The sequence below is a fragment of the Gordonia sp. SID5947 genome (assembly GCF_009862785.1).
In the GTDB taxonomy this organism is placed as follows: domain Bacteria; phylum Actinomycetota; class Actinomycetes; order Mycobacteriales; family Mycobacteriaceae; genus Gordonia.
In genome coordinates, this window is the sequence record NZ_WWHU01000001.1 from 3,055,883 (window position 1) to 3,079,537 (window position 23,655).

General features: G+C 65.1%; 19 protein-coding genes and 3 pseudogenes. 8 read left to right on the forward strand and 14 right to left on the reverse strand.

The window, feature by feature from the left end; translation table 11 throughout:
- Positions 1-95: 95 nt before the first annotated feature.
- Positions 96-2,711, forward strand: a complete 2,616-nt coding sequence (locus tag GTV32_RS14115) for a carboxylate--amine ligase/circularly permuted type 2 ATP-grasp protein (RefSeq protein WP_237421543.1) — start codon at positions 96-98, stop codon at positions 2,709-2,711.
- Here GTV32_RS14115 and GTV32_RS14120 read toward each other — a convergent pair.
- The 4 genes and pseudogenes from GTV32_RS14120 to GTV32_RS14130 form a co-directional block, all read right to left on the reverse strand.
- The gene (locus GTV32_RS14120) at positions 2,696-3,925 is read right to left on the reverse strand and encodes a sigma-70 family RNA polymerase sigma factor (protein ID WP_161060846.1); all 1,230 of its coding nucleotides are present in this window, start codon (positions 3,923-3,925) and stop codon (positions 2,696-2,698) included. The two genes, GTV32_RS14115 and GTV32_RS14120, sit on opposite strands and share 16 nt — an antisense overlap.
- Entirely contained in the window at positions 3,922-4,152 is a 231-nt protein-coding gene (locus GTV32_RS24065; protein ID WP_343287334.1) for a YciI family protein, read from the reverse strand. Before GTV32_RS24065 ends, GTV32_RS14120 begins: the two co-directional genes overlap by 4 nt.
- A 161-nt stretch (positions 4,153-4,313) precedes the next feature.
- Positions 4,314-4,463: pseudogene (locus tag GTV32_RS23470) on the reverse strand (type II toxin-antitoxin system death-on-curing family toxin); the annotation flags it as partial.
- Between the two features lie 47 nt (positions 4,464-4,510).
- The gene (locus GTV32_RS14130) at positions 4,511-4,828 is read right to left on the reverse strand and encodes a CD225/dispanin family protein (RefSeq protein WP_161060847.1); all 318 of its coding nucleotides are present in this window, start codon (positions 4,826-4,828) and stop codon (positions 4,511-4,513) included.
- A gap of 180 nt (positions 4,829-5,008) precedes the next feature.
- Between GTV32_RS14130 and GTV32_RS14135 the strand changes: the two genes are divergently transcribed.
- On the forward strand, positions 5,009-5,482 hold the full coding sequence (locus GTV32_RS14135; RefSeq protein WP_161060848.1) for a hypothetical protein: 474 nt from the start codon (positions 5,009-5,011) through the stop codon (positions 5,480-5,482).
- Here the strand turns inward: GTV32_RS14135 and GTV32_RS14140 are convergent.
- Positions 5,464-5,946: a hypothetical protein gene (locus GTV32_RS14140; RefSeq protein ID WP_161060849.1), complete on the reverse strand. Its 483-nt coding sequence runs from the start codon at positions 5,944-5,946 to the stop codon at positions 5,464-5,466. The two genes, GTV32_RS14135 and GTV32_RS14140, sit on opposite strands and share 19 nt — an antisense overlap.
- A gap of 175 nt (positions 5,947-6,121) precedes the next feature.
- Between GTV32_RS14140 and GTV32_RS14145 the strand changes: the two genes are divergently transcribed.
- Positions 6,122-6,799 carry a DUF6308 family protein gene (locus GTV32_RS14145; protein ID WP_161060850.1) on the forward strand — a complete coding sequence of 226 codons (678 nt, stop codon included), beginning with the start codon at positions 6,122-6,124 and terminating at the stop codon, positions 6,797-6,799.
- Positions 6,800-6,920: 121 nt separating this feature from the next.
- Here GTV32_RS14145 and GTV32_RS14150 read toward each other — a convergent pair whose 3' ends face one another.
- Entirely contained in the window at positions 6,921-7,454 is a 534-nt protein-coding gene (locus GTV32_RS14150) for a ferritin-like domain-containing protein (protein ID WP_161060851.1), read from the reverse strand.
- A gap of 364 nt (positions 7,455-7,818) precedes the next feature.
- On the opposite strand from GTV32_RS14150, the gene GTV32_RS14155 reads away from it, so the two are divergent.
- On the forward strand, positions 7,819-9,231 hold the full coding sequence (locus tag GTV32_RS14155) for a DUF222 domain-containing protein (protein WP_343287335.1): 1,413 nt from the start codon (positions 7,819-7,821) through the stop codon (positions 9,229-9,231).
- A 300-nt stretch (positions 9,232-9,531) separates the two neighbouring features.
- Positions 9,532-9,705 (forward strand): annotated as a pseudogene (locus GTV32_RS14160) (nuclease); the annotation flags it as partial.
- Positions 9,706-9,743: 38 nt separating this feature from the next.
- Here GTV32_RS14160 and GTV32_RS14165 read toward each other — a convergent pair.
- From GTV32_RS14165 to GTV32_RS14180, 4 genes are read right to left on the reverse strand one after another with little or no spacing between them, the layout of a single operon-like run.
- Entirely contained in the window at positions 9,744-11,153 is a 1,410-nt protein-coding gene (locus GTV32_RS14165) for a hypothetical protein (RefSeq protein ID WP_161060853.1), read from the reverse strand.
- Entirely contained in the window at positions 11,153-12,544 is a 1,392-nt protein-coding gene (locus GTV32_RS14170) for a CHAT domain-containing protein (RefSeq protein ID WP_161060854.1), read from the reverse strand. Before GTV32_RS14170 ends, GTV32_RS14165 begins: the two co-directional genes overlap by 1 nt.
- Complete coding sequence (locus GTV32_RS14175) at positions 12,541-13,917, reverse strand: hypothetical protein (protein WP_161060855.1); 1,377 nt, start codon at positions 13,915-13,917, stop codon at positions 12,541-12,543. Before GTV32_RS14175 ends, GTV32_RS14170 begins: the two co-directional genes overlap by 4 nt.
- Before the next feature lie 2 nt (positions 13,918-13,919).
- Positions 13,920-15,209: a hypothetical protein gene (locus GTV32_RS14180; protein WP_161060856.1), complete on the reverse strand. Its 1,290-nt coding sequence runs from the start codon at positions 15,207-15,209 to the stop codon at positions 13,920-13,922.
- 319 nt (positions 15,210-15,528) lie between these two features.
- Here GTV32_RS14180 and GTV32_RS14185 point away from each other — a divergent pair.
- Positions 15,529-16,673: pseudogene (locus tag GTV32_RS14185) on the forward strand (IS3 family transposase).
- A gap of 30 nt (positions 16,674-16,703) precedes the next feature.
- Here GTV32_RS14185 and GTV32_RS14190 read toward each other — a convergent pair.
- Together GTV32_RS14190 and GTV32_RS14195 are read right to left on the reverse strand one after the other, a co-directional pair.
- Positions 16,704-16,940, reverse strand: coding sequence for a hypothetical protein (locus GTV32_RS14190; RefSeq protein ID WP_202422912.1), 237 nt, complete (start codon positions 16,938-16,940; stop codon positions 16,704-16,706).
- 781 nt (positions 16,941-17,721) lie between these two features.
- A complete protein-coding gene (locus GTV32_RS14195) occupies positions 17,722-18,183 on the reverse strand; it encodes a hypothetical protein (RefSeq protein ID WP_161060857.1) in 462 nt (153 codons plus the stop codon).
- Positions 18,184-18,233: 50 nt separating this feature from the next.
- Between GTV32_RS14195 and GTV32_RS14200 the strand changes: the two genes are divergently transcribed.
- A protein-coding gene (locus tag GTV32_RS14200) for an IS3 family transposase (RefSeq protein WP_161060858.1) occupies positions 18,234-19,396 on the forward strand; the annotation gives its coding sequence in 2 pieces (ribosomal slippage) (positions 18,234-18,518 and positions 18,521-19,396; 1,161 coding nt in all).
- A gap of 376 nt (positions 19,397-19,772) precedes the next feature.
- On the opposite strand, the gene dnaB is transcribed toward GTV32_RS14200, so the two are convergent.
- Positions 19,773-21,881: a replicative DNA helicase gene (dnaB, locus tag GTV32_RS14205; RefSeq protein ID WP_343287450.1), complete on the reverse strand. Its 2,109-nt coding sequence runs from the start codon at positions 21,879-21,881 to the stop codon at positions 19,773-19,775.
- A gap of 795 nt (positions 21,882-22,676) precedes the next feature.
- Here dnaB and GTV32_RS14210 point away from each other — a divergent pair.
- Positions 22,677-23,228 carry a hypothetical protein gene (locus GTV32_RS14210; protein ID WP_237421859.1) on the forward strand — a complete coding sequence of 184 codons (552 nt, stop codon included), beginning with the start codon at positions 22,677-22,679 and terminating at the stop codon, positions 23,226-23,228.
- 49 nt (positions 23,229-23,277) lie between these two features.
- Here the strand turns inward: GTV32_RS14210 and GTV32_RS14215 are convergent, their stop codons facing one another.
- On the reverse strand, positions 23,278-23,541 hold the full coding sequence (locus GTV32_RS14215) for a hypothetical protein (protein ID WP_161060861.1): 264 nt from the start codon (positions 23,539-23,541) through the stop codon (positions 23,278-23,280).
- Positions 23,542-23,655 lie beyond the last annotated feature (114 nt).

Sequence of the window (23,655 nt, forward strand, 5' to 3'; positions counted from 1 at the left end):
GATGTTTGAACGCGTGCGGCTCGGGCATTCTCACCGTGCGTATCGCCCAGGAACGGTTGCGATCACGTCTCGCTGGGAGAGGAGATACGCGTGTGATGCCTGACGTTCGCACCGTAGGTGTAGAGGAAGAGTTCCACCTCGTCGATCTGACGACGTCGAAGTTGACCTCGCGGGCGCCCGAATTGCTGGAGGTCCTGCCCGACGACGGCCCGTTCGTCGCCGAACTCCAACGGTGCGTCATCGAGTCCAACAGCGGCGTCTACGGGTCTCTCGACGGATTGCGGTCCGATCTGCGACGACATCGGGCCAGGTTGGTGGAGAGCGCGGCAACCCTCGGGATCGGGATCGTCGCCGCGGGCTCGGTACCGCTCGCCGCGCCCATCGAGCTACAGGTGACCGAGACGCCGCGGTACCGTCGCATGCTCGCCGACTTCCAGTTGCTGGCGCGTGAGCAGCTCATCTGCGGCACCCAGGTGCACGTGTCGGTACGCGACCGCGACGAGGCCGTCGCCATCGCGGCTCGGGTGGCGCCACACCTGCCGACGCTGTTGGCGTTGTCGGCGAGTTCACCGTTTGCCGCCGACGGTTCCGACACCGGCTATGCCAGCGCCCGCACACTGGTCTGGCAACGATGGCCGACGGCCGGGCAATTCCCGTCTGTGACAAGCGCTGCCGAGTACGACCGGCTCGTCGAGCAACTCATCGCCAGTGATGTCATCACCGATCCCGGCATGGTGTACTTCGACGTACGGCCGTCCGCACATTACGACACCCTCGAACTGCGTCTCTGCGACAGTTGTCCCGACGTCGCCACCATCGCCCTGATCGCCGGGTTGTTCCGGGCCCTGGTGCTGCGGGGGGCGGACCGGCTGGACGAGCCGACACCCGAGACGCAGTCGACGTTGTACCGCGCGGCGATCTGGCAGGCCGCTCGCGACGGTTTGGAGGCAGACCTCATCGACGTCGCTGCCGGCATGCCGAAACCTGCCGCCGAAGTGATCGGTGACCTCATCCGGCTCGTGCGTCCCCAACTCGAGTGCACCGGAGACTGGCACACGGTCACCGAACTGGCAGACATCGCTGTGCAGGTCGGCAGCTCGGCGGCGCGCCAACGCCGGACGCTTCGGCGACGCGGCCGGTTGAGTGCCGTGGTCCAACGCCTCGTCGCCGAGACCGCGGGCCGGGTCGCCCCGGTGCGCATTCCGGACGACACCCCGGCCCAGCTCCTGCACGGCTACTTCGCGGACGCCGACCGTCCCGAGGATTCGGACCCCGCCCCGGCCCACGACGAGGCCGTCTCCCCCGACGGCACGCTTCGGTCCGGCTACCGGGAGATCTTCGACGCCGCGACAGCTCTCGGAGCGGTCGAACTCCGCAAACGTCAATACGACATCGAACACGAGCAGAGCATCGACGGCGCAATGTTCCGGACGGCCGGTGAGTCGCACGCACAGGTCTTCGCGCTCGACGTGCTCCCCCGGTGTATCGGGCCAGAAGACTGGACGAGCATCACCGACGGTGCGACACAGCGGGCCCGGGCCCTCAACGCGTTCGTCGTCGACGTCTACGGCGAGCAACGGATCGTCGAAGACGGGGTGGTCCCGGGCGACGCCCTCGACCGGGCACCCGGCTATCGTCACACCGGCCGGGTGCCGACGTGGCAGACAGTCCGCGCCCACATCTGTGGCATCGACATCGTCTCGCCTGCGCCCGGGGAGTATCTCGTTCTCGAGGACAATCTGCGCGTCCCGTCCGGAGTCGCCTTCGCGCTGTCCAATCGCCGGCTCATGATGCAGGCACTTCCCGAGATACCCATGCCCGCAGACATCCTGCCGACCGACGACGTCCCTCGGATGCTCGCCGAGACCATCACGGCCGCCGCGCCTCCGGACACGCACGACGACGGTATCGACATCATCATCAGTTCCGGTCCGCGGGACTCGGCGTGGTTCGATCACACGCTTCTCGCCGAGGAGACCGGCCTGCATCTGGCGACGCCCGAGCATCTCTCCACGGCATCCCCGCGTGGACCGTGCAGCGGACGGATCTTCGTGCACTACGGGCACAACCGGCGGCCGGTGAACACCGCATATGTGCGGATGGACGAGGACATGCTGCTCTCGTCGACGGGACACGACGATCGGCCGCTACGCCCGGGAATCCTGGGGGCGCTCGCGCACGGCCGACTGGCGCTGGTGAACGCGCTCGGGAACGGCGTGGGCGACGACAAGGCGATCTACGCGTACGTACCGGACATGATCCGCTACTACCTCGGCGAGGAACCCGCGATGGCGCAAGTCCCTACTTGGGTGTGCGCCGACCGGCGACAGCGCGATCACGTGGTCGACAACCTCGACCGCCTGGTCGTGAAGCCGATCGACGGATTCGGCGGCGCCGGGATCACCATCGGTCCCGAGTGCACCGATTCCGAACTCGCCGCACGACGCGACGAACTGATGGCCCAGCCGGAGCGGTTCATCGCCCAGGACGTGGTCACCCTCTCCACTCATCCGACATTCGACGGCGATGCCTTCTATCCGCATCACGTGGACCTGCGGGTCTTCGTCCATCTGCGGCCCGATCGAGGAACCGGTGTGGACGCCCAGATAGCCCCCGCAGCCCTGACCCGAGTGGCGCCGGCCGGGAGCCTCATAGTCAAATTCGTCGCGCGGCGGGGGTGGCAAGGACACCTGGATCAGGAACCCAGCTGATCACGACGTCTGGTGAGATACGCCCGCTCGGCCGGGTTCGCGGTCGCAGCGATGGCGGCGGCGTATGCCTGGCGCGCCTCGGCGCTGCGCCCCAGTCGCCGCAGCAGGTCGGCGCGCGCGGCATGCCACGCGTGGTACCGGTCGAGGGCGAGAGCGCCGACGATCGCCAATGCGACGTCGGGGCCGTCGACCTCGGCGACGGCCACCGCACGGTTGAGCGCGACCACCGGGGTCGGCGCGACGGCGTACAGCTGGTCGTAGAGCGCGACCACCTGACCCCAGTCGGTGTCACGCGCGTCGCGGGCATCGGTGTGCACCGCGTGGATGGCGGCCATGAGCTGATACTGGCCGGGATGTGAGTGTTGCCGGGCCACCCGGGCGAGGCATTCCCGGACGAGGTCATGTCCCTGCGCGATGCGCTGGTGGTCCCAGCCGCCGCGGTCCTGCTGGTCGAGGGGAACCAGTTCCCCGTTGCTGACCCGGGCGGCACGTCGCGAGTCGGCCAGCAGCATGAGGGCCAGCAGTCCGGCGACCTCGCCGTCGTCGGGCAGCAGCTGCCGCATCATCCGGCCCAGCCGGATGGCCTCCGCCGTGAGGTCGGTACGCGTCGGGTCGTCACCCGCACCGGGGAGATAACCCTCGTTGAAGATGAGGTAGATGACGGCGAGGACGCCGCCGACCCGGTCGGTGACGTCACTCTCGTCGGGCACCCGAAATGGGATGCGGGTCGACTTGATCTTGGACTTGGCACGCGTGATGCGCTGCGCCATGGTCGTTTCCGCGACCAGGAAGGCCCGGGCGATCTCACCGACCGTGAGCCCGCCCAGCAGTCGCAGGGTCAGCGCGACACGCGCCTGGGGGGCCAGAGCCGGGTGACAGCAGGTGAAGATGAGGCGCAGGCGGTCGTCGTCGACCGGCCCGGTGGCCTCGTGCGGGTTGGGGTCGTCGATGATCATGGCTGCCTGATGTTTTGCGTCGCGCAGGGACTCACGTCGGATCCGGTCGATGGCGCGATTGCCCGCGGTGGTGGTCAGCCAACCTCCCGGATTGGGTGGGATCCCCTCGGCGGTCCACCGCTCGACGGCGGCCAGCAGGGCCTCACTCGCTGCGTCCTCGGCGATGTCGAGATCACCGAAACGCCGTACGAGTGAGGCCACCACGCGGCCGTACTCCTCGCGATAGATCTGATCGATCTGTGCGCGAGTATCGGTCATGCCTGATCGAATGTCCGGATCTCGATCTTGGCTTCGCAGGCCTTCGACGCGCGGCCGGCGAGTTTCAGCGCGGCGTCGAGATCGGCGGCCTCGACGACCCAGAAACCGCCGAGTACTTCCTTGGTCTCGGCGAACGGCCCGTCGGTGACGATCACGTCCGAGCCGGTGCCATCGACCGTGGTGGCCTCGTCGGGGCGTCCGAGCCCCCCCGGCGAAGACCCACACACCCTCGGCCTTCAGGTCGTCGTTGAATTTGCTGGTCGCCTCCATCTGTGGTTGCGCATCCTCGGCCGGGATGTCGTAGACGCTGGGGGCGCCGATCACGGAAAGCATGTAGTGGGCCATCTCGAATTCCCTTCGTCAGTGGCTGCCGGTCGGCTGCCTCTACCTACTCCACGAACGGGGCGGGCCGGGTACGACAGGCGGGTCCGATGAAGGTGATGGGAATCAGGGTGGCAGACGATGCCCACGCCGTGCGCTCGTTTCCAGCGACGAGAGCGCGGTTGCGTGCCAGGGAGCACAGACGCGCAGCGGCCTTCCGGAGAAGTTCCGAGACCAGCCCCGGCGCGCCGCGAACAGCTCTCGTCAGGAGGCCGGCGAGCTCTCCGATATGGCGATCGCAATGGCCGCGCCGTAGAACACGACCATGGTGACCAACAGCACCGCCCATACGGCCAGCGCGATCTTGCCGAGCGTCTTGGCGCGCTCAGACGCCTCACGGGCGGCGACGTAGTCGCCGGTCGACCACAGGCCGAAGACCCGCGACGAGTGATTCGCTGCGGCAAACGCCACCGGCCAGAAGAAGATGACCGCAGCCACCACCCACCCGGCGTTGGTGGGCGGGACCGGCGGAGCCGACGGATAACTCGGCGTCGGTGCGGCAGCGCGGTTGGGGGCGGGCATCGGATTCGGGTACACGGCATCTCCTCATGGCTGTGGTCGGCCCGCGTCGATCGCGGCCACACGTTGGATGCAGCGACCAGAGCAGAATGTTCCCGCCGGGAGATGCACTGGCGTTGAGCGCGGTCCCGTGGTTGGAGTCCGAGGAGATCACCCCCAGCACACCACAGGTAACACCGCAGGATGGGGTGGGCCACCGTGCGGGCGACCGCTCGGTGTCGGGTCGCGGTTGCGGTCGTGCTGGTGTTCGCCGTGGTGGCGGTCGCGGTCGCATTCGGGACCACGTCGGTGGCCGGTCTGGTAGTGGCGGTGGCGGCCGCGGTGGCGCTGGCAGGGTGGTTCGCCGCAGGGGCGACGATGCTGATCGTGTCGGCCCAGTGGCGGCGGATGCTACCGCCGGGGACACCGATGTCGGTGCACTACGAACGCGACGTCATCGCTCTTTTCCTGGGCCAGTTCCGCCGTATCCCCCTCGAGCAGGTCGACCGCGTCAGGGAGCTGGGAACCGCGATACACATCACCGCCGGCGGGGTCGCGGGTTCTGTTGCCCGCCGAACTTGCCCCACCGCCGATCGCCGATCACCTCACCCACCGCCACGACACCCCAGCGATCAGTGTTCCATTCGCCCGATGCGAGATCAGCCGAAAGTGATCTGACCGCCTGCATCTACCCAGTCTTCGAGGTGTTGATCGAGTCGGCCGTCCTGCGCCATTGCCGTCACGCGGTCGATGTCGCTCAGGCGCCACAGGGGTTCGCGGTCAGTGTTCACCAGCAGGTCGACACGGTCACCGTTGTCATCACGGAGGGCTCCCGTAAACCATGCTGCGATGAAAGTGCTTTCGGGCAGGCCGGTGAGTTCAGCTGCCTGTGTGATGGTGCGAATGACGAGATGATCACGGGCGTCCCGTTGTCCTCGCTCGGCAAGAATCGCCGGATGCAGCGGTGGACGATCCTCGGGACGCTCCCAGACACGTCCGGTGATTCGAACCATACCGTCGTCCTCGACACCGATGACCCTCCCTGCGATAGCAGCCCAGATGTCGGCTTCGGTCGTGTTCCAGTACCTCCGGGCGATAGCGGCGGGGTTGATCGAGTGAAAGGACTGGTCTGATGAACTCACGATGGGATCGTGACAGTCCACTACGACATCCACCCGCAAGGCTTGCGCCTCCACCTCGCCGATCCGACTCCGGGTCGGGCGAGAGCCGCACCGGCAGCCTCGGTGGCTCCTGCTCAACAGTTGGTTTGAGCGGGTCGGCCTGCCACTCCTGCCAATTCTGGGAGGGTGGGAATCGATGGCTATCACAATTCCGCGCGCACTGACCACCGACGACTACGACGACGCCGCAAGCGATTTGCGCGCCTACTTCGGCAACCCGTATCCCGGAACGGCTTTCACCGGAGCTTCGTTCGACGACTGGGACTCCCTCGGAACACGCGCCGCTGACGTCAACATCTTCACCGCTGATGACGTCGTCGCCATCCGACTACTGTCCGTCGACGCGGGCCCGGTCGCAGCGCGCACCCTATTGCGGGATCAGCGCGACCAGTTCGCCGATCTCCTCGGCGCTATCGGCCCTGACCGAGACCTCGCCGATGAACCCGGACCCATCGACAACAAGTGGCCGGCCTGGCACCTCGAGAACCAGCTCCGCGAGGTTGCAGGTATCGGACTCACCATCGCGACCAAACTCATCGCACGCAAACGACCCCGGCTCTACCCCATCTGGGACACCGTGGTCTCCGAGGTCCTGGGCACCCGAGGCGGACCGCACCTGGTCCCGATCCACTCCGCATTGCGCACCGACCCCGACCTGCGACGCCGAATCGTCGCCGCGCGGAAACGAGCCGAACTGCCTGACACGATCAGCGAGCTCCGCGTCCTCGATGTCATCGCATGGATGCAGCACCAGGGCTCGCCCATCGCCACTCACCAACGATCCGGGCGGATGGACCAGCGTGCCGACGACTGAGCTACTCCGCTCTCCGGCGTCGCAACGGTTCAGATGCTCTCGCGGCGCAACCGAATCTACCCGGGTAAGACCGCGCCGACTCCACGAACGGGTCGGCGCGGATACAACAGGATGGATCAGATCAATGTCGATCTGATGTGTCGGCCCGAGAGAACACCGACGTCGCAGAGTCGTCGAAGATCCGCATGGTGGCGGTCACGAACTCTCGGCGCGACACCCCGCACACACGCATGGCCCGACCGTGGTCGAGCGCGACGACGACGATCACGGCCGCCGCCATGGCCCGCCAGATCTGTTTGATCGCGATCCGGGCCGCTGCCGGGGTGTCGCGGAACCCGAGCCGCAGACGCCGGATCTGGAACGGGACGTGGTGGTGCTCATCGGCAAGGATGCGTAGCATCCGTGCGTGATTCTGTTCCTCCGCGACGAAGAGGCGCGCGGCGGCCTCGTAGTCGCGGTCCCCTGTGGCGGCGGCGTTGGCGATCAGATGAGCACCGTCGCCGCTTTCCCCTACCTGGAATTTCTGCAGACTCCGGACGATCGCCGGATCGAGCCGACTCCCATCCGACCAGGGCGGGTCGCTCCCCTCGGTCCGTTGGACAGCCCGCGTGCGGAACCCGTCGGACCAGTTGCCTGATTCCACCTGTGAACTCATCGCTGTGTCACCTCTCCTGACTCATTCCCGACCCGACTTGGTACAGGCGCGGTGCCGTGGCGGTGGCGAGCGGATGTGCCGGCAAGCAGGTCGAGATAGCGGTCCCCGGTGAAAGACACCGTAGGGCACGTGGGGCACGAGGCATGGACGGTGGAGCCGCCGGTCGCAGCCCTGCTCGAGGAGTAGATAGCACGCGCCCCTGATCCCGGCGATCATGGCGACGTCTTCGCGCACCATCGATCCAGGAGACCCCGCAAACAGTCCGTGAGCGTTCCGCGGAACGTTCAACCATGTCAGAGGCCGTCGATACATTGGGCGGTAACCGGTTCACATCTGTCAGGGGGTCATGATGTCGGTTGCCACAGTGCCGTCGTCTGCGAACGAGGCGTCACCAACAAGCAAGTCGGCCACGATCTTCGACCACGTGGCCCCGGATGACCTGACCACCGACGAGATCGGGGCCCGCCTTGTGGGATACGCCAGTCAGATGGCGGCGTTGACGGCACGGTTCCTCGAACTGCTCGCCGAGTTCGACCGCCGAAGCGGCTGGGGCGGCGAGGGCATCATGTCGTGCGCACACTGGCTGAGCTGGCGGACCGGCCTGTCGATCCGAACCGCGCAAGATCACCTCCGCGTCGCACATGCGTTGCCTGAGCTTCCGCTCCTGCGGCAGGCCTTCGGCGAGGGGCGGCTGTCTTATTCGAAGGTGCGCGCCCTGACCCGGGTCGCCACGCCAGAGCGCGAAGAGGAGCTCCTCGGCGTTGCCCTGTCTGCCACTGCCTCTCAGGTCGAACGTCTCGTGCGGTCCATCCGCAACGTCGATCGCCACCGAGACGAATCCGAGCGCGGGACCATCGATTCCAGCAGCTCGTGGAGCTGGAACCTTGACGGCTCACTATCGGTGAAGCTTCGGCTCTCGCCGCTCGACGGTGCCCGATTCCTCGCCGGCGTTGTCCGTGCCGAGTACGAACGGACTCGCACCGCCGGCGACCCCGACCTGCCCACCGAGCCCGCTCCTGGCGAGGACGCCTCCGACGTCGCCGAGAAACCGCCTGGCCATCCAGGATCGGCAGATCTCTGGCGCAACGTCCCGTCCGACATCGCCCCGGCCGTCGTCGCGATGGGCGACACCATGCAGACGGTGATCGGCGTACCGGAATTCGTACCCGGTGCCGAACTCGTGGTCCACACCCACGACGATGCCGACCCCCACCTCGATGACGGGCCCGCGCTCGAGGACGCGGACGTCGACGAAGCCGCCTGTGGCGGAGCGGTGCGAAAAGTGAAGCACGCCAAGAAACGCAGAGGCACACGCGGAGTGGTGCTCAACTACGGTCGCAAACGCCGCATGCCGACCAGGAAACTGATGCGCGTCCTGTTCGAGCGGGACCGCTGCTGCCGGCATCCCGGCTGCGGCCGCACCCGCCACCTGCACGCCCACCACGTACAGTTCTGGTCGCAAAACGGTCCCACCGATCCCGACAACCTGATCCTGTTGTGTTCCGCCCATCATCGCGCGCTGCACCGAGGCGAGTTCGCGATCAAAGCCCTTGGTGGCCAACAGTTCAGCTTCCACAGATCTGACGGGTCAACCATCGAGCGCGCACCGGAAGTCGGCAAACCCGCCGGTTGGCAACCCGATACGACGATCGACGACGACGCAGTGCTGCCGATCAGTCCCGGGCGTCACCTCGACGCCGGCTACGCGACCGAGGTCCTGTACGCCGCGTGGGCGTGGAAAGCACAGCAATCCGACGGCGATCTCGCCGCCGCGTGACGTTCCGCGGAACGCTGCTGGTGTAGGTTCTCATTCTACTTTGCAGTACGTCCTGGCGATTCTCAGCTACTTTGCATCGCCCAGTGGCCCAGAATTCTCACTCAGTTTGCATTTTCCTACGCGGGTGCAGGCCGCCCTATTCGGGACGCCTCGGGTCAATGTACGAGCAAGGGCGTGTGCGGCCGGCAAGAGCCCGGCCCGCCAACCGCCTTTCGTCACGTGACGGTACAAGCAACATTTCACCTGGGCTGACTTTCGAGGATCACGTCAAAGAGGCAATCGAGCACCTTCGGGATCAGACTCGAGCGTCGGGTCGTGGTGCTGGCGCTCAACGAGTCTCGGCCGCGCGATCGTTCCACCGAACGGCTCTATGTAGGGCTGTCGCGGGCCCGCGACCAACTGGTCACCTGCGGGGACCCGGAGTTCGTGCGGAAGGTCGGTGGGCAGGATGTCGCGAAGCGGTTGGGGTTGTAGGGTCGGCGCGACGGAAGTGCGTTGGGAGTTGGTTGCACTCAGTTCCCCGGCAACGAAAGTGCCGCCGTGGGATCACCCAGGATGACCGTGCTCGCCCGGTCGTGCGCGGTGACCCGACTGTAGACCAGCATGTCGAGTGGCTTCTTCTCGGCCGGGCCGACCTGTGCGTCGTAGTCCTCTTTGGCCCGCAGATACTGCTGCAGCTTCGTGGCGATGGCGGGGTAGTAGCCACTCATGGCAAGCCCGACCGGCTTGCCCAGACCCAACCCGCCATAGATCGATGATTTGAGGTCGTCGGTGAGCACCTCCCGGTTGAGCGGGAAACTCAGCGTCCAGTTGAAGGTCGGCTCGACGTGACCGATAAAGGCGCGCAAAGGCTTTGGCGCGCCGAGCAACGCACGCGCCAGCGGCGCGGTCATCGCACCGACCTTCGCGATCCCGGTGAGGGTCTGTTCCAGCAGCGTCCCGGGCTCGAACAAGCGGGCGTATGAGGTCGGACTGTCGCTTCCCGCCGAGCAGCACGCCTGCGCGAACCAGATCGCACCGTCCGGCTGCCAGACTTTCAGAAGTGCTGTGGGCGAGATCACCTGGTGGTCCTGATCGACCGGAATGCCCAAGTTCTCGCGCATCGCGTCGAGGTCATCGAGCGGTCCCGTCCTCCCGTGGCTGCTGGTCACCACGAGCGCCGGCCTCTTCGTCGCCAGTGCGGACTGCAACTCGGCAGCCGTGGCCTGCCCGGGGCTGCCGTCGATGAAGGTCGCCGACGGCATCTCGTTGTCCGCGGCGAAGGCCTCGAAGATCGGCGCGGCCACCGTGTCACGCATCAGCGTGGTGATGTCGCCCGCGCCGTGGTCGACCGCCCACACCACCGGGCTGGCGTAGGAACACGTCGCGTCGTTCCAGTCGTTCAATAACGCGGCAACGTAATTCGCCAACGCATCACCGGTGAGGTCGAGTCGGCCGACGAAACGAACGGGGTTCAACGCGTACTGGATATGCCACGGCACTTCGGCCGGTGTGGCGTAGATGAGCAGATACTTCGGCACATCCTGCGGCCCGGTGCCGACCGGAGAGTCCGCGTTGAGCCGGTCGCCGCCACCGGCATAGTCGCGCAGCGCCCACTCCCCGAACTGCGCGCCGGCGCGATAGCGCAACACCTTGGCGTTGCGGGCCGCGACGAGTTCCCGGATCGGCTCCGGTGCGTCGCCGGCGCCCGCCAACTGTTCAGCGGTGAGCCCCGGCCTCTCGGGAAGGATCAGCCCCCAACCCACCCGCGTGTCGCACCAGTCGGCCAGATTGGGCTCTGCGGGGCGCATCGTCGGTCTGCCGTACATCGGCTTGGCCAGAGCCCACGCACGGTAATCCGCGGTGAACCGTCCACTCACCGGTGCGTCACCGGTGTAGGCATCGATTGTGATGGTGTCGGTGATCTCGATCGATGGATCCATCACAGATCTTCCACGGGAGTCTCGATGCTGATGCCGAATTCGGAGCCGAGTTCGATGATGCGATCCTTCGCTTCGGCCCGCAGGTCGGCGGCCTGACCGGGTGCGAGATTGGCGAGCAGCGTGAGCAGCATCTGGATTTCGATGCGCGCGGCGCGGGTGGCATCATCGTCGGCCACGCGTCGAGGCACCACCTTGAAGCTGAACTCCTGCGGCCGGACGTAGGCGACCGGCAGGGTCCACTCCTTTGTCGAGGCCGCCGCTTCGCTCAGCACAACTCCCGGGCGGGACCGGGCGATCTTGTCGCGGGCGGCAGCCACAAGCTGCGGCCAATCCAGCGAAGTGACCGATTCGGAAGCAGAGGCGAGTTGCGCGTTCAGCGAGGACAACAACTTGCCATAGAGCGCCTTCGTCAACAGGTTCGCGGTGTCGCTGGTCACCGGTTCTCGCATACCCACAACTGCCGGGGCGATACCGGCCATCGCGACCGAGAAGGCCAACGAGTGATCCTCGGCCGCGGCGCCTACTGCGGCGCCTTCGCAACAGTTCAGCACCAGCAGCCACGGCGTGTCAGCGGTGTCCTTCTTGAACTTCCGGAAGTCGGCCGCCTCGACGCCGAGGCTGCTGATCCGTGGCGGCTCCGCCTCCCAATCGCTCTTGAGGGCAAGCGAGATATGCGGACTGCCCTGTCGCGAGCCATGGCAGAAGAAATGCAGCAGATGCGGCTTGAAGTTGGCGACCAGATCCTGCAGTTCGCCGAGATCGGAAGGGATCAGTTCGACCTTCGCCAGTTCCGGGGCAGTGTTCGCCTCCATTTCAGCGAGCAGCTCCTCGACCAGCTCACGCTCGCTGGCCACAACCATGAGGCGCACATGCTCGGCACCGACTTGATTGATCGCCGCTCGCAACGCATTCAGTTCCCCCTCGGCGGAGATGTCCAAGCAGGACAGCACCGCAGCAATGCGAATCGGGGGCTTGAGGTCCAGGACGGTGCCCACGGGGTCCACCTGTGGGACGGTGCGCGCCAATGCGAACCGCTCATCAAGCCCGAAGAACTCGCCGGCGGGAGAGCACAGCGCCTCCCACGGGAGGGCCTCAGGCCCGACCGGCTCCGTCAATGAAATGAACACCGGATAGCGCTGTCCCACAACTGTATGCAGCGCGGTCTGGAGATGCCGCCCGACGTCAGGGTGTGCCCCGAGCGCCTGAAACAGCCGCTGTCCCGCTGACTTCACCGCGCCATCGTCGAGTACTGCGCCATTCAAAGCTCGGAACAGGGGGTCATCGGCAGGGCACTGGAATGGTCGCACCTTGCCGTCGGCCAGCGAAACCCCGACGAACGAAACCCCATCGGGGCCCGTCACATCACTGAGGCGCAGCACGATTCCGCTCATGACGCGCCGCCCTCGAACTGCTGCGGATAGGCCTGGTTCACGTGGCGCTCCACCAGGGCTGCGACATTCTGTAGCGCGGTCACGGCAGCCAGGTCGGGGGCCTCATCGGCCGAGTCGGGAAGCCAGCGCATCTGTTGGGTCTCCAGCACTCGCGACGCCGATGCCACCCATGACGCGGTGTCAGCTTCCGCCAGAGCGGTTTTCATCGTATCGGTGGCGAACATCGAGCTGCTGTCGTCGATGCCTGCGGCCTCGTACGACGTGTCGGGGACCTCGGTGAACAGGGGATGAGTCCAGCAGGTGACTCCGGGCACGGGTGTGAGGTCGACGTCCGGCGCGAAGACCGCCTGCAACACCGCGCCCAATTGTGCACCGTCCGGATCGCGATCGCTGATGTGCGTGATGGCCACTCCGGATCGAATCAATGCGATGGAATCGGCGAGGGCCCGCAGGCCGGCTTCGGAGAAGTTGTGTGGCGGGCTGGTCAGACCGAGCCCCCACGCCCCGACCTGAGACATGAACATGTCGAGTTCGACGGAGCCGATGAAGCGCGACCAGTGTTGGTCGGTTTTGACGACGGGTGAGCTCGCAAGGGCGATCGCCCCCAGATCGCCGGACAGATAGCCGTGGGTTACAAAATGGACGAAATCGATTGGCTTGTCGCCGGTTACATCACGCATCCACTGCAGCCACGGACTAGAGACACCGCCCACCGTCGCCACCTGCGGATCGCGCTCGGGAAGGTCGTAGCGGCGTGCGGCGTCCGGGTCGTACACCACCACCGACGGGTTGTCGGCGAACGTGTCGCGCATTTCGGGAAACCAGCGCTCGTCGGTGAACACATGCACCGTCACGGCCCGCTGCGGAATGCTCTGATAGTGCTCGGCGAGCATCGCGAGGTGATACGGCGGCACGAAGGCCGATTTTGCCATCGGCGCACTGCTACACAGCGCCACCTCAAGGGTGTCGCCCGGAACCTGAGGCCGGACAAGGTGATTGGGCAGACGGAATAGCGGCCGATCCAACGGTTCCAGCAGTCGTTCCCACGGCATGACGTAGAGAAACCCACGCGGGCTTGGGAACTCCAGCCACAAGGCACGGTGCGGCGGTAGCGGCGACTTGAGCCCCGACACCGCTTCCTGAATCGCGGTGACGACGTCCTCGGGAATCGTCAACTGTTTGCCTTCCACCGGATTCCTGCCGGTGAGCGTGTTCGGCATGCCGAGGTCCTCGAGCTGGCAGCGTGCGACCTCCTGTGGCGTGGCACGGCCGACCACGACCTGGAACACCGCCTCGCTGAAATTCCGGCGCTGCGGGTCGAGCAAGATCCGCAGGGTCGGTAACTCCAGTTCCGATCGGATCGCGATCGCCATGGTCAGCCCCGCACCTGGCTGAGCAGCGCCCAGGCCGTCTGGGGTGTCTCGACCCCGCCGTGACTGGCGATGAACGGGGTACCCTCGACCGCGATGATCCGCTTCGTGGTGGAAAACGGGTACGTCTCACCGACATCCGGCATCACAATCGACTCGGCGTCCACACCCTGCGGCCCGTATCCGCCGAGTGCGGCGAACTTCGACGGCGGCTGTTCGGCGGCGATGACCGCCTCGGCGAGGTCCGACTTGCGACGCACGGCGAGGTGGAAGAACTTGCGCAGCGGATCGTCGTGCCGTGAGCGGGTCGTGATGATCGGCAGCCGCACCCGGTCCAGTGCCGGGCGGTAGCCGCCGGGCCGGCCGTCGAGGTTGGCGGTGAACGCGTAGCACGACAGCGCGGGCTGAAGCAGCAGCACCGAATCGATCAGGCGGCTAGGCGCGGGTCCATTGCAGAGCGCCGAGAGCATCACCTTCGCCCCATAGGAATGTCCGGCCAACGAGATCCGGGGCTCAGCGGACGCATCGGCCAGACGCTGCAGCATCTGCGCCACACCCGTGCCACCGACGCGGCCCGCGCGGTCCTTCATCAACAACACGGTGGTCGCCCGGATACCGTCGCGGATCAGTTGAATGGGGTTGAACCTGAACGCAGCCTCGGGCGGTCCGGCAGCCGCACCTTCGTCGATGAAGCCGTCCGGCGGCTGGTCCAGCCCCGTCGTAGACTCGATCTCCTCCCACACGGCGCGCAGGTCTTCTTTCGTCACCGCGGCACCGCCGGCGCCGACCTCGTCGATGCCGGCCGCGACCACCGGCGCGAGTAGCGTCGCCAGGTCGTCGACGCCGGCCAGGGTGGGATCGGCGACGATCGCCTGGAGCCGGGCCGCGTCGGCGGGGTCGAGGACGTCGGCGAGCGCACCGACATCCGAGTCGGCCAGTCCGTCGGCCGCGATGTCGGGCCCACGCTCCCACGGTGCCACCAGTGCCGTCGACGGCCAGAACACCCCCGCGAGGACCGGCGCAAACTCGCGGGTCGGTGGGTTCCAGTGCTGGCGCCGCACGGCGACAAACTCATTCACGAAACGGTCGTACCGATCCGTCGCCGACTCCCAATCGTTGTTCCAGCCATGGGAGAACACGAAGACGTCGGTCTTCGACTTACTCGTCTCGACAAGATGATCGAGCGCGGCAGGAGACGTGCACACGCCGTCCTTGTCGAACTGGATAACGTAGAACGGTACGTCGCCGAGGTCGCTCGGCACCGTCTGCCACGGGATGTTGTCTGCGGTCGTCATACTGCAACTCCGAGGTCGTGTGTCCGACGATGTCGGTAGGTTCCGGTGCAGCGAATCATGAATCAGGGTATACCCGGTGCCACCGTCTGCGGAGCGGATCGAGAATTGGGCTTATGGCGGTCGTCTCCTCCGCTCGCTCACGAGAACAGCGTCAATGCCACGCCGTCCTGATGTACCCGCCGGGCGCCCGACGGCGTGGTGTCCGAACCGAACCGGACCTTCAGGCCCGTGCGGACGCTGGTCAGGTCGAAATAGCCGCTGTGGCCAAATTTTGGAGTCCTGATTGCCCTGGTGAAGGCAGAGAAGGGACGATGAGACCATGGCAGGACGCAAGCGCCACTCGGCTGAGGACATCGTGCGCAAGCTGCGCCGGGCTGACGAGTTGGCGGCGCAGGGCAAGACCGGCGAGGAGATCGCCGCTGAGCTGGAGGTGTCGGCGGCCACCCTGTACAACTGGCGCCGCCAGTACGGCGGCATGGACACCGACGCCGCGAAGGAGCTCAAGGAGCTGCGCGAGCAGAACGGCCGACTCAAACGGCTGCTCGCCGACGCGGAGTTGGAGAAGGACGCGCTGCGGGAGATCGCCAAGGGAAAATTCTGAGCCCGACCGGCAAACGCGCCGCCAGCGACATGCTCAAAGACGTGACGAACATGTCAGAACGCAAGGCGTGCAAGGTCGTTGGGCTCGCCCGCTCAGCCTACCGCCAACTACCCCAAGCGCAGACACCCGCGGACCCCGACGCCGGACTACGCGAACAGTTACGCACCTACGCCCGCCAGAACCCCAGGCATGGGTTCCGTCGGGCCTGGGCATGGCTGCGCTTCGATGAAGGCGATGCCGCGAAAGAAGAAGGTGCACCGGTTGTGGAAGGACGAAGGCCTGCAGGTGCGCCGAGCGCTGCGCCACAAGGGGCCGGCCAATCGTCGGTGCCGATCGTTGTCGCGGACGCACCGAAGGTGTGGTGGGCATTGGACTTTCAGTTCGACTCCACCCTCGATGGGCACAAGATCAAGATCGCGCCAATGGTCGACGAGCACACCCGCCTGTCGTTGCTCAACATCGTCGACCGCTCGATCACCGCCAACCGGCTGATCGAGGAGTTGGAAAAGACCTTCGCGATCTGGGGCGGCCCGCCGCTCGTGTTGCGCATGGATAACGGCTGCCCTGAGTTCATCTCAGACGCCCTGCGGGTGTTCTCTGCAGGGTCGGTAGGGATCTCCTACATTCCGCCCGGCACACCGTGGAACAACGGGTTCATCGAATCGTTCAACAACCGGCTGCGCGACGAATGCTTGAACCGCAACTGCTGGCCCACCCTGCTCGAAGCCCGCGTGGTCATCAAAGACTCCAAAGACGACCACAACCACCGACACCGCCACTCAGCGCTGGGCTACCAATCCCCCGCCGAGTACGCTGCCCAATGCACCCACCAGCACCACCCCGTGGGCTGCGAGATCGACTGATCCACCGCAACAAGCAACTAGCAACTAGCTCTAGAACTGACTGGACCGGTTATCGGGGACCTGGCAATCGCTCAACCCCGCCGACCCTGACTCGCGCGTCACCCCAGCCGCGTGCGCGGCCACGACGTAGCGGCGCACCGTTTTGCGGTCCACCCCCGCATGCGCGGCGATCGTGCGCAGCCCCGGCGACGGTAACCCCACCGCCAGACCCAGCCACAACCGCAGGACTTCTCTGATCTCTTCCACAGCAACCTCCCGATAGCCCATGCCGCCGCCCCTTCCATGACTGCTCGTCACGGCCGAGTCAACGGACAAAACAAGAGACCACCAGCGCAACGCGCCGGTGGTCCCATAACTGGCAATCCAGGTGGTCCCATCCCGATGGCAAAAATCAGCTCACAGCGGTCCCTTCACCGTGGCAAGTGACAACCCGGCAGGGAATCGAGACCAGTTCGTCGACAACGTCGCGATCAGCGGCACGACCCTCGCGGTCACGCTCGCGGCGAACGCAACAGCAACTAACACCTACGTGACGGTCACAGAACCGTAGGAGACATCTCGATGGCGAAAGTGAAACGGCCACAGAACCGTAGGAGACATCTCGATGGCGAAAGTGGAACTAGGACACGCAGTGGTGCACAACAACGTGTCGTACCAAACGGGCGCGACGTTGAAGGTGACGACCAGACGGTTGCCCAGCTGATCGAAGCTGGCGCAGCTCGCGACCCGAAGGCTCCCAGAGAATAGACGGACACGAGCACGGCACTCGCCGAGGACAAGGCAAAGGCGATCGTCGACGAGCCGAAGAAGACCCTGGCGGATGCGAAGGCTGAGGCCGAGAAGATCTAACGAGACCGCCTCAAGCAGGCCGAGTTCATAGCCACGGAGGCGAAGGCTGAGGCGAGAAGATCGTGAAGGAATCGAAGGAAGCTGCCACGAAGGTATCAGAGACCAAGAACACCGCGAGGCCAAGTAGTCCGTTCAATCAAACGTAATCCACGAGACCGTCGTTCAAGCGGTCTTCCAGGTGCGCGAATCCCAGCCTGTATCATTCGTTGGCCAGTATATCTGGCCGAGCTCTGGAGACAAATTCTTGGATCAAAGGTTCAAGCTCGCTGTACTTGAGGTTGAACTGCAGTTCGAAGCTCCGAACCTCCTCGGCGTTCCGAGGAGTCGCATACCAGGGTTTGCTCGCATTCGCTGCGGTCGTTGTAACGGAACGGGCAACGTAATCGATTTTCGATACAACCCCGACGACCTCCGGTGAACCCACTAGATCGACTTCTGCAGCAACGGCGGAGTAGTCATCCCGAGTGGTAAGCAGTTCGGAGAGCTGATCGGCGTATTCAAAGGGATTCTCCGGATCATTAATCGACGTGAATGCTACGGATATAGCTGCGCTCTTGCTGGCAAGTGAGTTCGCGGCGGCTAGGTACCTTGCATAAAGATCTCTATACTGTTCAAGCTTGAACTTATCGAATTCAGTATCACGCGGGACTGCTGCACACATAGGTGACATCTGATCTGGCTTGCCTGCGGGCGGTCGGGAAGGATGTAGCTGTGCCCAAGCCTTACCCTCAAGAGTTTCGTGATGACGTTGTACGGGTGGCCCGCGATCGCGGCGATGGAGTGACGATCGAGCAGGTCGCCAAGGATTTCGGTGTGCATCCGATGACCTTGACCAGGTGGATGCGACGCGCTGATATCGACGCGGGGCATCGACCGGGTGTCACCTCGACAGAATCTGCCGTATTGCGTGAGGCCAATAAGCGGATCCGGTTGCTAGAGCAGGAGAACGAAGTCCTGCGCCGGGCCGCGGCCTACCTGTCGCAGGCGAACCTGCCGGGAAAAGGCTCTACCCGCTCGTGAAAGAGCTCGCCGCCAACGGGGTGCCCGTGGCGGTGTCGTGTCGGGTCCTTAAGCTCTCTCGTCAGCCCTATTACCGGTGGCTGGTCTGCCCGGTCACCGATGCCGAGTTGACCTGGGCGTATCGGGCGAATGCGCTGTTCGATGCCCATGGCGAGGACCCGGAGTTCGGCTATCGGTTCCTGGTCGGCGAAGCCGCCCTGGTCGAGGTATCGATGTGTGAGCGGACCGCCTGGCGGATCTGCCGCGACAACCATTGGTGGTCAGTTTTCGGAAAGAAGCGAGGCCGCAACGGCCGGCGATCCGGTCCACCAGTTCACGACGATCTGGTCCTACGAAACTTCACCGCAGATACTCCAAACCAGTTGTGGCTCACCGATATCACCGAGCACCACACCACTGAAGGAAAGCTCTACCTGTGTGCGATCAAAGACGTGTACTCAGGGCGAATCGTCGGTTACAGCATCGATTCGCGGATGAAGTCCCGACTGGCGGTGGCAGCACTCAACAGTGCTGTTGCCCGCCGCGGCGACGTGGCCGACTGCATCGTCCACAGCGATCGAGGATCGCAGTTCCGGTCGCGAAAGTTCGTCCACGCCTTGAACATGCACGGTTTGGTCGGCTCGATGGGCAAAGTTGGAGCCTGCGGTGACAATGCGGCGATGGAGAGCTTCTTCGCTCTGCTGCAACGCAATGTGCTCGACCGCCGACGTTGGGACACCCGCGAACAACTCCGGATCGCGATCATCACGTGGATCGAACGGACCTATCACCGCCGTCGCCGACAGGCCCGTCTCGGCCGGTTGACGCCCATCGAATACGAAGCCATCATCATTGATGCCGCAACTGCGGCATGACACCGTAACTGTCACCCATCCGTGCAGCAGTCCCTTCATCAGAATTGCCACGGTCGCTGGAAAATCTGGACCCGACCCGCATAGTCGAAGTTGTCAGAATGTCCTAAATGTCCGAAAAATTGCCGAAACACTTGCCACGAACCCTGGATATGACAGTCTCCGTCGGAACCTACAGCTGACTCGGCCAAACATCCCCGCGGCGCTGATCAAAAATCGTGGGCCTACTCTGCAAGCGCAGAGGCAGGTGCCGACCTTTGCCGACGACGTCGTGCAACCTGCAGAGATGCAAACTAGGAGAGAAACCCCAGGAACGGATGCAATGTAGTGCAAACTCCGGTGAGAAAATGCAAAGTGGAATGAGAACCTACAGCTGGAACTATCCCCGCGCCATATCCACGAACTTGCTCAGATGCAGTTGGTGCGCAACGGTGATCGTCGCCGTCGGGCCGTTTCGGTGCTTGCCGAGGATGATGTCGGCTTCACCGGCGCGCGGGTCGTCTCGCTCGAACGCATCGGGACGATGCAGGAGGATGACCATGTCGGCGTCCTGTTCCAGCGATCCCGATTCGCGCAGGTCAGAGACCTGTGGCTTCTTGTCCGTACGCTGCTCCGGACCACGGTTCAGCTGACTGATCGCGACCACAGGAACCTCGAGTTCCTTTGCGAGCAGCTTCAATTGACGAGAGAACTCGGAGACCTCCTGCTGGCGGGACTCGACCTTCTTACCCGAGGTCATCAGCTGCATGTAGTCCACCACAACGAGTTTCAGATCCTGGCGCTGCTTGAGCCGTCGCGCTTTGGCGCGGATCTCCATCATCGTCAGGTTCGGCGAGTCGTCGATGAACAGCGGCGCCTCGGAGATCTCACCCATTCGTCGCGCGAGCCGCGTCCAGTCGTCGTCGGTCATCGTGCCGCCGCGCATGTCACCGAGCTTGACCTTCGCCTCCGCCGACAGCAGGCGCATGACGATCTCGGTCTTGCTCATCTCCAGCGAGAACATCGCGCTGGTCAGGTGATTGGTGATGGAACACGAGCGCAGGAAGTCCATCGCCAGCGTCGAGTTGTGGGTCGGTACCATCGCTTCGCCCGCGAGGTACATGTGCTCGTCGTTGTCGACCTGCACGCAACGCACTGGCACGCTGTCCACCGGCCGCACCGCGATCAGTCGCCGCACCCCGGCCCGACGCCGGAGTTCCTTGTGGCGGATGGCCTTGTGGTGGACGGTGAAGACGTCGTCGTCGGCATCGACACGCAGCCAGCCCGTGACCGAGCGCTTGTAGTTGTAACCCAGGCCTGCCACCAGGTCGGCGACGACGGCGGTCATGTGCCGCGTGGCGGCGGGCACGGTGATCCAGCCGTCGTCGTCGACCGTGGCGCGAGCGTCGAGCAACCCCGCGAGCAGTGCTCGACGCTGCGCGATCGACCCCCGAAGATATTCGAATGGGATGCGGCCGCCGAGGTCGGCCATCAACGTCATCACGTCGACGGGACCCTCCGCATCGATCCGCATGGCGATCTCCGGGTCGTTGAAAGCCATGCCGGCGAGCGCCGCGACCGTGTACGGCCCGTACGCGAAACGTTTCCGCGGCAATTCCAACGGCCGGGTGTTGCGGACCACCGCGCAGCCGACGTGAGCGCGCAACGCCTCGGTGGTGACGGTCTGCCGTTTGCCGTCGATGTCGGCCACCCACTGGTGCTGTTGGTCTGCGACGAGAATGGTCCCGTCGTTGAATTCGACCTCGTAGCAGGGACGTTCGGTCATCACCTCGGTCGCGGCGACAACCTTGGTGGGCGTGCCCTGAGCGTCGAGGAGCAGATCACCGACCCCGACCTTGCCCATCGTGGTCCAGCCGGTCGGTGTGGGCAGCGGGGTGTCGAGCGCCAGCGCCTTGCCGACGCCTGGGCGCGCGGCGACGATGATCATCTGCCCGGGATGCAGGCCGTTGGTGATCTTGTCGAGGTCCACGAAGCCGGTCGGCACACCGAGCGAGATACCGCCCCGCGAGGCGATCGAGTCGATCTCGTCCATGGTCGGCTGGAGCAGTTCTTCCAACGGCACGTAGTCCTCGGCGGTGCGACGCTCGGTGACCTCGTAGACCTCGGCCTGCGCGCGGTCGACGACCTCGGCGACGTCTTGACCGTCCGCGCCGGCGTAACCGAACTGGACGATGCGAGTTCCGGCTTCGACGAGCCGGCGCAGAATCGCCTTCTCCGCGACGATCTCCGCGTAGTACCCCGCATTGGCCGCTGTCGGCACCGTGGAGATCAGCGTGTGCAGATATGGTGCCCCACCGACCCGGCGAAGTTCACCGGCCCGCTCCAGCTCGTTGGCGACGGTCACCGCGTCCGCGGGTTCGCCCTTGCCGTACAGCTCGAGCACCGCCTCGTAGACGGCTTGGTGCGCAGGCCGATAGAAGTCGGCGGACCTGAGTTTCTCCACGACGTCGGCGATCGCGTCCTTCGACAGCAGCATGCCCCCGAGCACCGACTGCTCCGCAGCCAGATCCTGAGGTGGCTGGCGGCCGAAATCCTCGGAGGGCACACCATCGTCCCCCGGCCCGCTCGCCCGCCGGCTACCGACTCCAGGTGTCCCGGATCGTGCCCGCGGTCATCGACAACTGCCACGCGTGTCAAACCTCTCGCAGTGCTTGCACCACTCGACTTCGAGTGGGTCCGACTCTGTGTGGCGTCCACGGCATCCGCCGTCGACGTCGGTAGTGCTGGTTCCGTGATATCGAGGCCCACCGACAAATTTCCGTCGGCACGCCCACAGCGATCGCGGAGGCACTGTCGGAGCACACTAGAGCGACCTTCGCGTCCGGTTCAAACGGGGCTGTGCACAACATTGTCAGCAAACTGTGGACCGTCTGTGGACGCTGGCGAGTGGCTTGTGCACCCCCTGTGTACAGCGTGGGGATTTGTTCTGTGAGCAATCAAGTAACCGCAGGTCAAAGCCCTCAAAGTTTTCCACAGCAAGTCCAGAAATTCGGTTCGGCGTGTCACGCTGGATGCGTCATTCGGCGTGTTGCAGGTCAAGGTCGGACCATCTGCAACCAACAACTCGGTAAACATTCGATGTGAGCTGGGTTACACCTGTTCAGAGGGGCCCGCATCTCTCGGTGTGGTCAACCGTCCCACATTCTCCCGGGTTCTCGTGCCACCCGACGTGCGGCGTGTTCCAATGTTGGGCATGGGGCGGAACCTGGCGACACGACAACTCGTATTCCGGTGGCGTCGACTCGTGGTGGCCGGAGCCGCGCTCGTGGTGGCGGTGACGGCCATGCCCGTCACCGCGTCGGCCGCACCCGCATCCGGACCGACGATGCCGGTCGAATTCGATCTCTCGCGATACCAACCGGTTGACCCGGCCTCCTACCGCGCGCTGGCCTACGCCGACAACGGAGGCGGATTCCTCCGCGCCGGCCGATGGCTCTGCCGGATCGGTCCGACGTACCGTTACGTCGGTTGTCAGGGCACCCCGGCCACCGCTCCGCGGGACGTCCGCGGCGCGGCGATCTCCGGCGATCAACAAGGCCCGTGGTGGGTGCCCGGTTGGTCGAACTACCGCTTCGGCGCTCCGTCCGGATTTCGCGCACCGACCTTGCCGGTCGGCAAACGGGTCACGCTCGCCGGGGTCACCTGCACCGCTCCCCGCCCCGACACCGTCGCGTGCCGGACCGGCGCCCGGGCACTGATCCTCACCTCCGGCTGGCACAAGTTCTTCTTCCCCAGCGGCGACACCGCCCACAGCAACAACCCGGCGCCGACGTATCTACCGCCGAGACTGCGGTACTGGAATCAGCTGCCGGCGACACCTGCTCCACCACGCTGACCCACGCCGCGAGACGTGCTGCACCACGGGCAGTTCGAGCGCCGAGCCGTCAGAGAATCGATCTCATCTGCGTGGCGAACTCCAGAACCCATGCGCGCGCAGGCCGGGACGCCGGCGTACGGGGGACATCGGTCGCGTCCGGCGCCATCTCGACGGAGGCCGAACTCAACTCCTTTCGCAGCGCCTCCCGCTGAGCGCGGTCGCGCGCCGCGCTGAGTTGCCGCGCCTGGTCGCCGTCGTAGTGCAACGAGGGCTGAAAGAAGAACGCCAGCACAAAGATGGCGGTGCCGACGATGACGACTGTGACGACCATGGGAAACGCCTCCTGGTGTGAACGTGTGGATCTGTTCACGAGTCCTGGACGTTGCGCTCCTCGTGCGGTCGATCCGGCCCCCGGATCTGGTGAACTCGTAGCACCGAAATTACG